This window comes from Tabrizicola flagellatus (assembly GCF_046295235.1).
Taxonomy (GTDB): domain Bacteria; phylum Pseudomonadota; class Alphaproteobacteria; order Rhodobacterales; family Rhodobacteraceae; genus Tabrizicola; species Tabrizicola flagellata_A.
Map to the genome: position 1 here is coordinate 31,465 of NZ_JBKBLV010000016.1, position 14,277 is coordinate 45,741.

A 14,277-nucleotide genomic window follows, 5' to 3' on the forward strand; every position below is an offset into this window, starting at 1 on the left:
CCCGGTAGGGTGGGCAATCCGCCCACCCGCTCCGCTACGTCCTGCTGGGCACGGCCCCGCCATCTCCGAGTCGCCAGGTCTGTTCTGCTGTCCTGTCGCCGGACGAGGTCCGTCTCGCCCGGAAGCAGAGAACGCAGCCATCGGCCGTGGCTCGATGACGCAGGTCGAACAGGCGAGACTCCTGCAAGGCATGCTGCCACGTCCTGCAGCCGAACCGCTCCGGGGTCTGGTCCGGGTACTTCTGGACAAGCCATTTCCCCGCTTCTGCCACGGAAACCCAGCTTTCCCCGGCCCCGGCCAGGGCCTGCGCAGCCTCTCGGAAACCGCTGACAAGGCTGCTCGCGGGCCAGTCCACCGTCCCGTCCGGCAGGATCCCGTGGATTGCCAGGTTCTGGAATGTATCGGACCGGAGATGTTCCACCGCCTCTTGCCGCGCCCGATCCATGTCCGCAGCCCATTCTCGAAGCCTTTCGAGATGCCGACCGATCCGGTCGCAACTTACGGCAAGCTCTGCCTGCGCAACCCGGCACCCGTCTACAGACCACAGATCATGCCGCGCCATGAAGTGATGGACCAGATCGTTGCGAAGCCCCAGCAGATCGCGCAGGTCCGCTTCCGTTCGGATTTGCTCCTCCTCGGTCAGACCCAGCCGCAGGGTGACCCAGACCGTGGGGGCACCTTCCGTCGCGTCGGGGCCGTCCCTGTCCACCACCTCGCCCGGCTCGCCGGCGACAAGGACAGAGCCTGAGAGTTTCTCGATCAACTTCCCAAGCGTCTGGCGCGACAGCCCCGCGCCGCAGTCCGCGAGCACGGCCTCGAGCCCCTCAGGCCCGGCCGACAGGTCGTGATGCGCGAGGATGGCCTTCAGCTGGCCTTCGTACTGCTGCAAACGCAGTAGGCAGCGACCGATCAGCCGGCTGACCTCGTCCTGCTGCGCCTTCAGGTCATCGTCCGACATCGCGCCTCGCCGCTGCCAACGCGACCATGCCAGCACATCAGCAGCCCGTTTCCAAGCCCGGCGCGCGGGACGAACCCTGCCTTGACCCGAGCGCCGTTCCGGGGTGACATCCTCCAGCCCCCTGCCGAAGGATCCGCATGACTGACCGCGACACCCGCACGCTCGAACACCGCATGGGCGACTGGGCCCGGGCCCGGCTGCCCTTCGCGGTGGCCGAACTCGTGATGTTCGTCCTGAAACAGGGCTGGGCCTGTCTCTTCGGCGCCCTCCTGCTTCTGGCGATCCTCGGCACCAAGGCCATCTGGCAGCCCGACTGGCCCCTTCACCGCTACGACGCCCTCTTCCTCATCGCCATCGCGATGCAAGTCATCTTCCTCTGGACCAAACTCGAAACCTGGGAGGAAGCCCGCGTGATCCTCCTCTTCCACCTCACCGGCACGGCGATGGAGTGGTTCAAGGTCGGCGCCGGCTCCTGGGCCTATCCCGAGCCGGGGATCTTCAAGCTGATGGGCGTGCCCCTCTTCTCGGGCTTCATGTATGCCGCGGTCGGCAGCTACATGGCGCGCGTGATCCGCGTCTTCGACATGGCCTTCGCGCCCTACCCGCGCTTTCCGCTGACCGTCCTCCTGGCCGCCGCGATCTATGTCAACTTCTTCGCCCACCATATCCTGCCCGACATCCGCCCGGCGCTGTTCGTGGCCACCGTGGCGCTTTACGGCCGCACGCGGATCTGGTTCCGCATCCACGACCGGCACTGGTGGATGCCCTTGCCTGTCGCCGCCTTCCTGTCGGCGCTGGCGCTCTGGGTGGCCGAGAACGTGGGCACCGCGACCGGCACCTGGATCTACTCGGGCCAGATCCAGGGCGAAATGGTCAGCTTCGCCAAGCTCGGCTCGTGGTATCTGCTGGTGTACGTCGCCTTCGTCACGGTGACGCTGGTCACCCGCCGGGCGCTGCATGCCCGGGCACTGGACCCGGGCCCATCCGGGGAAATTCTTGCGAAATCGTAAAGGCTGAAAACCAGGCCCTTGTTCTGGAAACCACTCCGTCCCTGTCCACCGTGGACAGGGTCTCAGAAATAGCCCCGCCAGGCGAGGAAGCCGAAGATGGCCACGGCCAGCACCAGCACCCCGAAGCCGACCGAGCCGACAATGCCCGCGAACAGGTCGCGCCGGCGGCTCACCGGGTCGATCGCGATCAGATGCTTCAGGCAGACATCGTAGGCCTCGGTCACCTCGCCCATGTCGATCTGCCCCAGAAGCTTGGGGTTCTGCGCCTTCTGGGCCGCGCCGGCCAGCAGCCTGCCCGCATCGCGCACCTTGCGCGGCAAGAGGCGACCGGCCCGCTTCAGCTTGGCGGCGAGTCCCTTGCCGCCCAGTCCCAGCCTCTCTTCCAGAAGCTGCGCCACCCGATCCGCCATCTGCTGGATCGTCACCGCACTCATCTTGCCACCCTCCACCGCCCCCGCAGAACCTAGTGTCGTTTGCCGGGACGATCAACCGCCCTGCGTCGGGTTCGCTGGCCTGAAGCTCTCGAAATCGCTATGGAAAACCCATGCTCGCCACGATTCGCCACCCCGCCGCAACGGCCCCCGAGGCCCCGACCCTGGTCATCGCGCACGGGCTATACGGCTCGGGCCGGAACTGGGGCGTCATCGCCCGCCGCCTGGCCGACCGGCGCGAGGTGGTGGCAGTGGACATGCGCAACCATGGCGAGAGCCCGCGCTTTCCGACCCAGAGCTATCCCGAGATGGCCGCCGACCTGGCCGAGGTGATCGAGAGCCTAGGGCCGCAGCCGGTGGACCTCTTGGGCCATTCGATGGGAGGGAAGGCCGCGATGCAACTCGCGCTGACCCGCCCCGAGCTGATCCGCCGCCTGGTCGTCGCCGACATCGCGCCGGTGGCCTATGCCCACGACCAGACCCGCAACGCCCGCGCCATGGCCGAGATCGACCTGTCGCGGATCACCACGCGGGCCGAGGCGGACGCGGCGCTGTCGGCCCGGATCGACGACCCCGCCCTGCGCGCCTTCTTCCTGCAATCGCTCGATCTGCGCCAGCGCCCGCCGCGCTGGCGGCTGAACCTGCCGGTGCTGGAAGCCGAGATGCCGAAGATCGTCGGCTGGCCGGGAACCCTGGGCGTGTTCGACCACCCCGCCCTGTTCCTGACCGGCGCCGAAAGCCGCTATGTCCTGCCCGAACACCGCGAGACGATCCGCGCCCTGTTCCCGAAGGCACGCTTCGCGAAGATCCCCGGCGCGGGCCACTGGCTGCATGCCGAAAAGCCACGCGAGTTCGAGGAAACCGTCCGGGTCTTTCTGGAGGCCTAGCCCTCGATCTGCCGGGCGACCAGCCAGCTTACCGGCAGGGCCAGGGCCGCCCCGGCCGCTGCCGCCCCGACGATCGGCCAGAGCGTGCCATAGCCCAGGGTCAGGACCAGGATTACCCCAGACCCGGCAAGGGCGGTGCCGATCATCGAGAACAGGATCATCATCAGGCGCATGGCTGCAACCTCCTGCCGTTCGCGCATCGGATCCTGTCTGGCTGGCTTTCGCTGCCGGCGCATTGATCGGCGTCAAGGCCGCACGCAGCGGATGCCGAGGCGATCCCGCTCAGGCCGCTGCCAGGATATCGCGCAATTGCGCCTCGGTCAGGGCGACCGGATTGCCCTTCATCGACGAGGCCGACATCGCGGCGGCGGCAATCCCGGCGTGGTCCTCGTCTGCGACCCCGAGCGCGGCGAGACCCGGCAGCCCCTCGGCCCAGGCCCAGGCCTGCAACGCGGCCGGAGCCTCGGCCTCACTCGACCCCAGCACCTCGGCCAGAACCGAACAGACCTCGTCCAGGCGGGCGCGCGCCTGGCCGCCCGCCGCCGCCCGGTTCACGGCAAGCACCGGCCCCAATAGCGCGCCGCAGATCGCGCCATGCGCTGCGCCGGTCATGCCGCCAATCACCCCCGCGAAGCCGTGCACCGCCCCGAGCCCCGCGTTGGCCAGCGCCAGCCCGCCGCAGAGGCTGGTCCAGGCCATCCGGTCGCGCGCCGCTACGTCCTCGTCCTGCATCAGCCGGATCAGCGCCGCGAGCCCGGGTCCGATCGCGGGCCGCGCAAGCGCGTCGGTGTAGGGCGTCGCCTTGACCGAGACATAGGGCTCGATCACCTGCGTTACCGCATCGAGGCCCGAGGCCAGCGTCACCTCCCGCGGGCAACCGTCTGTCAGCGCCGGATCGACGATGGCCAGCCACGCCACCATCCGGTCGTCGCGCAAGGAAACCTTGCGACCCTCGACCGCGATGACCGCATTCTTCGTCACCTCAGCCCCCGTCCCCGCCGTGGTCGGGATCGCGACGAAGGGCAGTGGATCGGCCGTCAGCGGCCGGCCCTTGCCCACGACTTCCAGGTGATCCAGCGGCCCGGAGGGCGCCGGGATCAGCGCCGCCAGCGCTTTGCCCAGGTCCAGCGCCGCCCCGCCGCCGACGGCCACCACGCAGTCGGGGCGGTGCGCGCGGGCGGTGGCCAGGGCGGACTCCAAGTCAGCGAGGGAGGGTTCGCCCGCGCAGGGCAGGGCCAGGGTCTCCGGCCCCAGCGCCGCGATCAGCCAGGCGGCGCGGGCGGGGTTTGCGCCGTGGACGACAAGCACCCGGGCCCCGAAGGCGCGGATAAGGCCCGGGGCCTTCGCCGCCTCGCCGCGGCCAAAGAGGATGCGGCCGGGCTGGGTGATGGCGAAGGCCGTTGGCAACCCAAGAATTTTCGCCGAAAATTCCTCGGCGCGCGGAGCCGTCATAGGCTCATCGTGGCGGTGATGGCCTTGCGCCAGCGCGCGTATTTCGCGTCGCGGGTGGCGGCGTCCATCTGTGGCGAGAACCGGCGGTCGAGCGCCCAGGACTTCGCGAATTCATCGGGCCCGCCGGCCACGCCCGCCTGCATCGCAGCCAGGTAGGCGGCGCCAAGGGCCGTCGTCTCGGTGACCCTGGGCCGGTCCACCGGGGCGCCGAGGATGTCAGCCAGGAACTGCATCGTCCAGTCGCTGGCGGTCATGCCCCCGTCCACCCGCAGGACGCCCTGCGCCTCCGTGCCCCAGTCGGCCCGCATCGCCTCCAGAAGGTCGCGGGTCTGGTAGCCCACGCTTTCCAGAGCCGCGCGGGCGAACTCGGCGGGGCCGGAATTGCGCGTCAGCCCGAAGACCGCGCCCCGGCAGTCGGGCCGCCAGTAGGGCGCGCCGAGACCGGTGAAGGCGGGGACGAGGATCACGCCCTGCGCCTCTTCGGCGGCTTCGGCAAGGGGCTGAGTCTCCTTCGCCTCGCGGATGATCTTCAGCCCGTCGCGGAGCCACTGGACCACGGCGCCCGCGATGAAGATCGAGCCTTCGAGGGCGTAGGTGGGCTGGCCCTTCAGCTGGTAGGCGATGGTGGTCAGCAGCCGGTTCTTCGAGGGCACCCTGTCGGCGCCGGTGTTCAGAAGCGCGAAGCAGCCGGTGCCGTAGGTCGATTTCATCATGCCGGGGGCAAAGCAGGCCTGGCCCACGGTCGCGGCCTGCTGGTCGCCCGCGACGCCCAGGATCGGGATCTCGCGGCCGAAGAGGTCGGGGCGGGTCAGGCCGAAGGGGGCGGCGCAGTCCCTCACCTCGGGGAGTAGCGACATCGGCACGTCGAGGAGGCGGCAGATATCCTCGTCCCAGGCCCCCTCGGCGATGTTGTAGAGAAGGGTGCGCGAGGCGTTGGTGGCGTCGGTGGCATGGACCTTCCCGCCAGTCAGGTTCCAGATCAGCCAGGTGTCCACGGTGCCGAAGGCCAGCTCGCCGCGTTTCGCCCGGTCGCGGGCGCCCTCGACGTGGTCGAGCAGCCACTTGACCTTGGTCCCCGAGAAATAGGGGTCGAGGAGGAGGCCGGTCCTGGCGGTGATCATCGCCTCGTGGCCCTGATCCTTCAGGGCGGCGCAGGTGTCCGCCGTGCGCCGGTCCTGCCAGACGATGGCGGGGTGGATCGGCTGGCCGGTCTTGCGGTCCCAGATCAGCGTCGTCTCGCGCTGGTTGGTGATGCCGATGGCGGCGATGTCACCGGCCTTGATCCCGGCCTTCTCGATCGCGGCCCGCGCGGTGGCCGCGACGGTGGACCAGAGATCGGCGGGGTCGTGTTCCACCCAGCCGGGGCGGGGGTAGTGCTGGGGAAATTCTTCCTGGGCCTGGGCGACCGGCCTCTGCGAGGCGTCGAACAGGATCGCGCGGGAAGAGGTGGTGCCCTGGTCGATGGCGAGGATATGGGTCATGTCTGTGGCCTGCCGGAAGATGTGTCCACGGTGGACAATCGCTGTAGTAGAAAGGATTACAATGGCTTGGTCGCGGGCGTTAGGGAAATCTCAAGGTTTGGATCCGTGCCGGAAACCCCATCGCGCGACCCGGAGTTTCTGAAAACTCCGGACCGGAGCCTTTGAAGGCTCCGATCCGATTTCTTCTAAGAAATCGGGCCCGGGCGGAACAGTTGCGCGCCGCCCGGGACCGTTTCAGCTTACTGCCAGGACTTGATCAGCTCGTCGTAGCTGACGGTCTTGGGCTCCTCCTCCTCGTTCTCGAGCTTGGCGACCGGGGCGCCCGGCGCGTCAAGCCAGACCTGCGGATCCTGCGGCTCGTTCAGCTTGGGACCGATGTCGCCCTGGACGCCGGCGCGCTCAAGCCGCTCCAGCACCTTCTCCTGCTCGGCGCAGAGGGCATCGAGCGCCTCCTGCGGGGTCTTGGCCCCCGACATGGCGTCGCCGATGTTCTGCCACCACAGCTGCGCGAGCTTCGGATAGTCCGGCACGTTCGTCCCGGTCGGCGACCACTGGACGCGGGCCGGCGAGCGGTAGAACTCGATCAGGCCGCCCAGCTTGGGTGCGCGGTCGGTGAAGTGCTGGCTGTTGATCGTCGACTCGCGGATGAAGGTCAGGCCGACGTCGGACTTCTTCAGGTCCACGGTCTTCGAGGTGACGAACTGGGCATAGAGCCAGGCGGCCTGGGCACGGTCCACCGGGGTGGACTTGAGCAGGGTCCAGGACCCGGCATCCTGATAGCCGATCTTCATCCCCTCTTTCCAGTAGACGCCATGCGGCGAGGGGGCCATGCGCCACTTGGGCGTGCCGTCCTCGTTCATCACCGGCAGGCCGGGCTTGACCATGTCGGCGGTGAAGGCGGTGTACCAGAACATCTGCTGGGCGATGGAGCCCTGCGCCGGGACGGGACCCGCCTCGCCGAAGGTCATGCCCTGCGCTTCCGGCGGCGAGTACTTCTGCAGCCACTCGATCGCCTTGGTCACGGCATAGACCGCGGCTGCGTCGTTCGTCGCACCACCGCGCGCCACGCAGGAGCCGACGGGACGCGAGTTCTCGTCCACGCGGATGCCCCATTCGTCGACCGGCAGGCCGTTCGGCTCGCCCACATCGCCCATGCCGGCCATCGACATCCAGGCGTCGGTGTAGCGCCAGCCGAGCGAGGGGTCCTTCTTGCCGTAGTCCATGTTGCCATAGACGCCGGTCGCCGGACCGCCGATGTAGGACATGTCGCGGCCGGTGAAGAATTCGGCGATGTCCTCGTAGGCCGACCAGTTGACCGGAACGCCGAGGTCATAGCCATACTTGGCCTTGAAGTCCTCCATGGTCTTGGGGTCGGTGAACCAGTCGTAGCGGAACCAGTAGAGGTTGGCGAACTGCTGGTCGGGCAGCTGGTAGACCTTGCCATCCGGGCCGGTGGTGAACTTCAGCCCGATGAAGTCGTTCAGGTCGAGACCGGGGTTCGTCACCGCAGCGCCTTCGCCCGCCATCCAGTCGGTCAGGTTGCGGGCCAGCTGATAGCGCCAGTGGGTGCCGATCAGATCCGAGTCGTTGATGTAGGCGTCATAGATGTTCTCGCCCGACTGCATCTGCGTCTGCAGCTTTTCCACCACGTCGCCTTCGCCGATCAGGTCATGGGTGACCTTGATCCCGGTGATCGCGGTGAAGGCCGGGGCCAGCACCTTGGATTCGTATTCGTGGGTGGTGATGGTTTCCGAGACCACCTTGATCTCCATGCCCGCATAGGGCTTGGCGGCGTCGATGAACCACTGCATCTCGGCTTCCTGCTCGGCGCGGCTCAGCACCGACAGATCGCCGATCTCGGCATCGAGGAAGGCTTTCGCCGCCTCCATGTCGGCCCAGGCGGGGCCCTGCATGGCCATGAGCGCAAGGGCCATGGCGGTTGCGGTTGTGCGAAGTCTCATGTGAATCCTCCCAGATTTGAGACGTTTGCCTTGGTTTTGCCCGGTCCGGTCGCCCGATCCGGGGTCGTCAGTGCCCCTCGCCTAGACCCAGCGGAAAACCGCGGCGGCATAGGCGAGGGAGAGGAGAAGCGCGCCCCAGAGTGCGTCGGGGCCCGCGAAGTAGAGCCAGGCCAGGTGGATGAAGGCCGAGCCCAGAAGGGTGATGAACAGCCGGTCGCCGCGTGTTGTCTCGATCCGCAGGATGCCTACCCGGGGCGTTTCCGGGAAACGGATGGCGAGCAGCGTCATCAGGATGAGAAGTGCGGCGATGCACCAGAAGAACAGCGCGACGGGGAAGGTCCAGGCCATCCAGAAGCCGGGGATCAGCTGGCCGGTCCAGTCCTTGACGCCATCCTTCACCGGCACGGCGGCGTAGAGCATGGCGAGGATGGCAAGCATGATCGCGGCGGCGACGAGGTAGATCGTGGTCCAGCGGGCAGAGGTCATGGTCACACCCTCCCCAGGGCGAAGCCCTTGGCGATGTAGTTGCGGACGAAGTAGATCACGAGCGCGCCCGGCACGATGGTCAGGACCCCGGCGGCGGCGAGCACCCCCCAGTCCATCCCGCTTGCCGAGACGGTGCGGGTCATGGTCGCGGCGATGGGTTTGGCGGCCGTGGTGGTCAGCGTGCGGGAGAGGAGAAGCTCGACCCAGGAGAACATGAAGCAGAAGAAGGCGGCGACCCCGATCCCGCTGGCGATGAGCGGCATGAAGATCTTCACGAAGAAGGTCGGGAAGGAATAGCCGTCGATATAAGCGGTCTCGTCGATTTCCTTGGGCACTCCGCGCATGAAGCCTTCGAGGATCCAGACGGCCAGCGGCACGTTGAACAGGCAATGCGCCAGCGCCACGGCGATGTGGGTGTCGATCAGGTTCATCGCCGAGTAGAGCTGGAAGAAGGGCAGCGCGAAGACGGCCGGGGGGGCCATGCGGTTGGTCAGAAGCCAGAAGAACAGGTGCTTGTCGCCCATGAAACTGTAGCGGCTGAAGGCATAGGCGGCAGGAAGCGCCACGGTGATGGTGATGACCACGTTCATCGTGACGTAGATCATCGAGTTGACATAGCCCATGTACCAGGACGGGTCGGTCAGGATGACCATGTAGTTGCGGAAAGTGAGGTTCTGCGGGAACAGCGTGAAGGACGAGGTGATCTCGGTGTTGGTCTTCAGGCTCATGCCGATCAGCCAGTAGATCGGGATCAGCAGGAACAAGAGGTAGATCGTCATCACGACGGCGTTGGCACGGAAGCGCATCAGCGGTTCTCCTCGCGGTCGAGGTTGGTCATCACGGTGTAGAAGACCCATGAGATCAACAGGATGACCAGGAAGTACATGATCGAGAAGGCGGCGGCGGGGCCGAGGTCGAACTGGCCGGTGGCCATCTTGGCCAGGTCGATCGACAGGAAGGTGGTGGAGTTGCCGGGGCCGCCGCCGGTGACGACGAAGGGCTCGGTATAGATCATGAAGCTGTCCATGAAGCGGAGGAGGACGGCGATGAGAAGGACGCCCTTCATCTTCGGCAGTTCGATGTAGCGAAAGACGGACCAGCGGGTCGCCTGGTCGATCTTGGCGGCCTGATAATAGGCCTGCGGGATCGACTGGAGGCCCGCATAGCACAGGAGCGCCACCAGCGAGGTCCAGTGCCAGACATCCATGACGATGACGGTGATCCAGGCGTCGATCGGGTCGTTGGTGTAGTTGTAGTCGATGCCCATCGCCGCCAGGGTGTGCCCGAGAAGGCCGATGTCAACCCGGCCGAAGATCTGCCAGATCGTACCCACGACGTTGAACGGGATCAGGAGCGGCAGCGCCATCAGGACCAGGCAGAACGAGGCCCAGAAGCCCTTTTTCGGCATGTTCAGCGCGATGAAGATGCCCAGCGGCACCTCTATGGCCAGGATGATGAGCGAGAACATCACCTGCCGGCCAAGGGCCGCGCGCAGGCGGTCGGAATGGATCATGTCGTCGAACCATTCGATCCCGGTCCAGAAGAACTGGTTGTTCCCGAAGGTGTCATTGAAGGCGTAGTTGACCACCGTCATCAGCGGCAGGACGGCCGAGAAGGCCACCAGCGCGAGGACCGGCAGGACCAGGAACCAGGCCTTGTTGTTCTGGGTCTTTTCCATCGGTCAGGCCCCCATCGGAGAAACGCGCCAGTCGTTGGCGTAGACGTTGATCTTGGCCGGCGCGAACGCGACGCGGGGGTCGGGCGGAACGGTCATCCCCTCGGGCAGGATCGCGTTCAGCGGCTGGCCCTGGAATTCTGCCCGGACGATGCGATGGCGGCCCACGTCCTCGACCCGTTTCACGGTGACCGGCAGCCCTTCGTCCGAAATGGCGACATAGTCCGGGCGGATGCCGATCTGGGTGCGGCCAGTTGTTGGCCCGTAGGCCGCACCCAGCGGCACCGAGACGCCTTGCAGGCGCGCCTCGGATCCTGCGATCTCGGCGTCGAGGAGGTTCATCCCCGGCGAGCCGATGAAATAGCCGACGAAGGTATGGGCCGGGGTCTCGAACAGCTCTTCCGGCGTGCCCATCTGCACCACCCGACCGTCGTGCATCACCACCACCTTGTCGGCGAAGGTCAGCGCCTCGGTCTGGTCGTGGGTGACGTAGATCATCGTGTGACCGAACTCGCGGTGCAGCGATTTCAGCTGCGTGCGCAGTTCCCATTTCATGTGGGGGTCGATGACGGTGAGCGGCTCGTCGAAGAGGATCGCGTTCACGTCCTCGCGCACCATGCCGCGGCCGAGGCTGATCTTCTGCTTGGCATCCGCGGTCAGCCCGCGCGCCTTGCGGTTCAGGTCGGCCTCCATGCCGATCATCTTCGCGATCTGGTCCACCCGGCGGGCGACATAGGCCGCATCCATGCCCCGGTTGCGCAGCGGAAAGGCCAGATTGTCGCGCACGGTCATCGTGTCGTAGACCACCGGGAACTGGAACACCTGCGCGATGTTGCGTTCCGTGGTCGGCGCGTCGGTCACGTCGCGGTCGCCGAACAGGACCCGGCCCTGGCTGGGGCGCAGCAGGCCCGAGATGATGTTGAGAAGCGTGGTCTTGCCGCAGCCCGAGGCGCCGAGCAGCGCATAGGCCCCGCCGTCGTCCCAGACGTGGTCCATCTCCTTCAACGCGTAGTCCGCGTCCGAGGTCGGGTTCGGCAGGTAGCTGTGGGCCAGGTTGGAAAGCGTGATCCGGGACATGTCAGGCCGCCATCGCATAAGGGGCAGGCGCGGCAAGCCGGCCCGTCGAGTCGAACAGATAGACATGCGCGGGATCGACAAAGACCGAGGTCTGCGATCCGGCGGTCAGGGGATGGACGCCATGGACCAGCCCGACCCAGCGGTCCTGCCCGTGGGTCAGGTGGACGAAGGTTTCCGACCCGGTGATCTCGGTCGCGCCGAGGATGCAGCGGAACTCCACCGCATCGCCGGAATGGCGGTTCAGCGTGACATGGTTCGCGCGGAACCCGGCCTGATAGGTGCCGTCGGGCAGATGGTAGGCTTCGCCCTTGGCAGGGGCGTGGGCGCTTTCGCCAAAGGTCAGCCGGCCTGCCTCCTTGCGGGTGGTCACGAAGTTCATCGGCGGATCGGAAAAGACGCGGGCGGTCGTCGCGTCCTCGGGCAGCCGATAGACCGTGGGCGTCGGGCCGAACTGGGTGACGCGGCCTTCCCAGAGCGTCGCGGTGTTGCCGCCGAGGAGAAGCGCCTCTTCCGGTTCGGTGGTGGCATAGACGAAGATCGCGCCCGACGACTCGAAGATGCGTGGGATCTCGATCCGCAGTTCCTCGCGCAGCTTGTAGTCGAGATTGGCGAGAGGCTCGTCCAGAAGCACCAGCCCCGCACCCTTCACGAGCGCCCGGGCCAGCGCGCAGCGCTGCTGCTGGCCGCCCGACAGCTCCAGGGGCTTGCGTTGCAGCATCGGGGTCAGGCGCAGCATCTCGGCCGTCTGGCGCACCGCCCGGTCGATCTCGTCCTTCGGGCGCCCCATCAGGCGCAGCGGCGAGGCGATGTTCTCGTAAACCGTCAGACCGGGGTAGTTGATGAACTGCTGATAGACCATCGCCACCTTGCGATCCTGCACGCGCTGTCCGGTGACGTCCGCGCCCTCCCAGAGGATGCGGCCCGTGGTGGGCTTGTCGAGCCCCGCCATCAGCCGCATCAGGCTGGTCTTGCCTGCCAGAGTGGGGCCGAGAAGCACGTTCATCGTGCCGTTCTTCAGGGTCAGGTCGGTGGGGTGGATGTGCACCCTGCCCGCGACCGATCGTGAAACCCCCTGCAATTCCAGCGTCATTCCCAGCCCCCTATTCCGCCGCCGGGCGCGCGGCCCGGGCGGCGTCCGCCATGAAGCGGTCCAAAGTCTCGATCTGGTCGGCGGTCATCCGCAGGCCCAGCTTTGAGCGCCGCCAGACCACGTCGGCCGCGCTGCTTGCGTATTCGTGGTTCATCAGCCAGCGCACCTCGGCTTCGGTCAGCGTGGCGCCGAAGTCCTGGCCCAGCGCCTCGGCTGTGGTGGCGCCGCCCAGGATCCGTTCGGCGTCGGTCCCATAGGCGCGCACCAGTCGAGCAGCCCAGTAGTCGGTCAGGAACGGGTGGTTCTGCTTCAGTCGCGCGGTCAGCGCCGCCACCCCGTCATGAGGGAAGTCGCCGCCGGGCAAGGGCACGCGGGCCGTCCATGCAGCTTTCGCCTGCGGAAAGAAGGGCGCGAGTTTCGCCAGCGCGGATTCGGCCAGGCGGCGATAGGTGGTGATCTTGCCGCCGAACACATTCAGAAGCGGCGCGCCGTTCTGGTCGAGCGACAGGACATAGTCGCGCGTCGCCGCCGTGGCCGACTTGGCGCCGTCGTTGTAGAGCGGCCGGACGCCGGAATAGGTCCAGACCACGTCTTCGCGCGTCACCGGACGGTCGAAATACTCCGAGGCGAAGGCCAGGAGATAATCGCGCTCTTCGTCGGTGCAATGGGCATCCCGGGGGGCGCCCTTGTGGTCCTTGTCGGTGGTGCCGATCAGGGTGAAGTCCTGTTCGTAGGGAATGGCGAAGATGATCCGCCCGTCCGCGCCCTGGAAGAAATAGCAGCGGTCGTGGTCGAAAAGCCTTTTCGTCACGATGTGCGAGCCGCGCACGAGGCGCACGCCTTCCGACGAGTTGATCCGGGCCACGTTGCGGATTACCTCTTCGACCCAGGGTCCGCCGGCGTTCACCAGGGCGCGGGCACGGTGGATTTCGCGGCCGTGGGGTCCTTCGGTGGTGACCTGCCAGAGATCCCCCTGGCGGTCGGCGCTGGTGACGCGGGTGCGGGTCAGGATGCGCGCGCCGCGCTGCGCCGCGTCGCGGGCGTTCAGCGCGACGAGCCGCGAATCCTCGACCCAGCAGTCGGAGTATTCGAAGGCCTTGGTGAACTTCGGCTTCAGCGGCCGCCCGGCGGGATCCTTGCGCAGGTCCAGCGTGCGCGTCGCGGGCAGGATCTTGCGCCCGCCCATCGTGTCATAGAGGAAAAGCCCCAGCCGGATCAGCCAGTCGGGCCGCCGCCCGCGCGCCCAGGGCATGACCCAGCCGAGGAGCCGCGAGGTCGGCGTGTCGCTGTCGAAGCGCATGTCGGGCGAGAGCGGCAGGACGAAGCGCATGGGCCAGCTGATGTGCGGCATGGCGACGAGGAGCGTCTCGCGTTCCTCCAGCGCCTCGCGGACGAGGCGGAACTCGAAATATTCGAGGTAGCGCAAGCCGCCGTGAAACAGCTTGGTCGAGGCCGAGGAGGTGCCTTGCGCCAGGTCGCCCTGTTCGGCCAGCGCCACCGTAAGGCCGCGACCGACGGCATCGCGGGCGATGCCGCAGCCGTTGATCCCGCCGCCGATGATGAAAAGGTCGCTGACGACCCCGGCCGATGCCTCTGTCACCTGAGTTCCTCCCCCGTCGCATAGCTGCGCCGAATGGCACCACGACGTCAATGACATTTTTTCGTTTTAGCGCGTTTTTATGTGAAACGAACATCTGCGCGCAGATTCCGGCGCCAACGCTGCGATTGCACGGTGATCTTTCTGCAAACGCAAACAAACGAAACGGATC

14 protein-coding genes are annotated in these 14,277 nt (G+C 67.0%); 2 read left to right on the forward strand and 12 right to left on the reverse strand.

Going from position 1 to position 14,277, the window contains the following annotated elements:
• Nucleotides 1–34: 34 nt before the first annotated feature.
• Nucleotides 35–958, reverse strand: coding sequence for an OST-HTH/LOTUS domain-containing protein (locus ACK4IU_RS08930; protein WP_409733936.1), 924 nt, complete (start codon nucleotides 956–958; stop codon nucleotides 35–37).
• 137 nt (nucleotides 959–1,095) lie between these two features.
• On the opposite strand from ACK4IU_RS08930, the gene ACK4IU_RS08935 reads away from it, so the two are divergent.
• Entirely contained in the window at nucleotides 1,096–1,968 is an 873-nt protein-coding gene (locus ACK4IU_RS08935) for a DUF817 domain-containing protein (RefSeq protein WP_409733939.1), read from the forward strand.
• Nucleotides 1,969–2,030: 62 nt separating this feature from the next.
• Here the strand turns inward: ACK4IU_RS08935 and ACK4IU_RS08940 are convergent, their stop codons facing one another.
• On the reverse strand, nucleotides 2,031–2,402 hold the full coding sequence (locus tag ACK4IU_RS08940; protein WP_149588617.1) for a hypothetical protein: 372 nt from the start codon (nucleotides 2,400–2,402) through the stop codon (nucleotides 2,031–2,033).
• A 110-nt stretch (nucleotides 2,403–2,512) separates the two neighbouring features.
• On the opposite strand from ACK4IU_RS08940, the gene ACK4IU_RS08945 reads away from it, so the two are divergent.
• On the forward strand, nucleotides 2,513–3,286 hold the full coding sequence (locus ACK4IU_RS08945; RefSeq protein WP_409733942.1) for an alpha/beta fold hydrolase: 774 nt from the start codon (nucleotides 2,513–2,515) through the stop codon (nucleotides 3,284–3,286).
• Here ACK4IU_RS08945 and ACK4IU_RS08950 read toward each other — a convergent pair.
• From ACK4IU_RS08950 to glpD, 10 genes are all read right to left on the reverse strand, one after another.
• The gene (locus ACK4IU_RS08950; protein ID WP_409733945.1) at nucleotides 3,283–3,459 is read right to left on the reverse strand and encodes a hypothetical protein; all 177 of its coding nucleotides are present in this window, start codon (nucleotides 3,457–3,459) and stop codon (nucleotides 3,283–3,285) included. The genes ACK4IU_RS08945 and ACK4IU_RS08950 overlap by 4 nt on opposite strands.
• A 109-nt stretch (nucleotides 3,460–3,568) precedes the next feature.
• Nucleotides 3,569–4,738 carry an iron-containing alcohol dehydrogenase gene (locus ACK4IU_RS08955; RefSeq protein WP_409733947.1) on the reverse strand — a complete coding sequence of 390 codons (1,170 nt, stop codon included), beginning with the start codon at nucleotides 4,736–4,738 and terminating at the stop codon, nucleotides 3,569–3,571.
• Nucleotides 4,735–6,219: a glycerol kinase GlpK gene (gene glpK, locus ACK4IU_RS08960; protein ID WP_409733949.1), complete on the reverse strand. Its 1,485-nt coding sequence runs from the start codon at nucleotides 6,217–6,219 to the stop codon at nucleotides 4,735–4,737. The genes ACK4IU_RS08955 and glpK overlap by 4 nt, the downstream gene beginning before the upstream one ends.
• A 239-nt stretch (nucleotides 6,220–6,458) precedes the next feature.
• Nucleotides 6,459–8,180: an extracellular solute-binding protein gene (locus tag ACK4IU_RS08965; protein ID WP_409733952.1), complete on the reverse strand. Its 1,722-nt coding sequence runs from the start codon at nucleotides 8,178–8,180 to the stop codon at nucleotides 6,459–6,461.
• Nucleotides 8,181–8,261: 81 nt separating this feature from the next.
• Entirely contained in the window at nucleotides 8,262–8,666 is a 405-nt protein-coding gene (locus ACK4IU_RS08970) for a DUF2160 domain-containing protein (protein ID WP_409733954.1), read from the reverse strand.
• A 2-nt stretch (nucleotides 8,667–8,668) separates the two neighbouring features.
• Nucleotides 8,669–9,472 (reverse strand): carbohydrate ABC transporter permease, encoded by an 804-nt coding sequence (locus ACK4IU_RS08975; RefSeq protein ID WP_409733957.1) that lies wholly within the window; start codon nucleotides 9,470–9,472, stop codon nucleotides 8,669–8,671.
• Nucleotides 9,472–10,344 (reverse strand): carbohydrate ABC transporter permease, encoded by an 873-nt coding sequence (locus ACK4IU_RS08980; RefSeq protein WP_409733960.1) that lies wholly within the window; start codon nucleotides 10,342–10,344, stop codon nucleotides 9,472–9,474. Before ACK4IU_RS08980 ends, ACK4IU_RS08975 begins: the two co-directional genes overlap by 1 nt.
• 3 nt (nucleotides 10,345–10,347) lie before the next feature.
• Nucleotides 10,348–11,418, reverse strand: coding sequence for an ABC transporter ATP-binding protein (locus ACK4IU_RS08985; RefSeq protein WP_409733962.1), 1,071 nt, complete (start codon nucleotides 11,416–11,418; stop codon nucleotides 10,348–10,350).
• A 1-nt stretch (nucleotide 11,419) separates the two neighbouring features.
• Nucleotides 11,420–12,508 (reverse strand): ABC transporter ATP-binding protein, encoded by a 1,089-nt coding sequence (locus ACK4IU_RS08990; protein ID WP_409733964.1) that lies wholly within the window; start codon nucleotides 12,506–12,508, stop codon nucleotides 11,420–11,422.
• 10 nt (nucleotides 12,509–12,518) lie between these two features.
• Complete coding sequence (gene glpD, locus ACK4IU_RS08995; protein WP_409733966.1) at nucleotides 12,519–14,165, reverse strand: glycerol-3-phosphate dehydrogenase; 1,647 nt, start codon at nucleotides 14,163–14,165, stop codon at nucleotides 12,519–12,521.
• Nucleotides 14,166–14,277 lie beyond the last annotated feature (112 nt).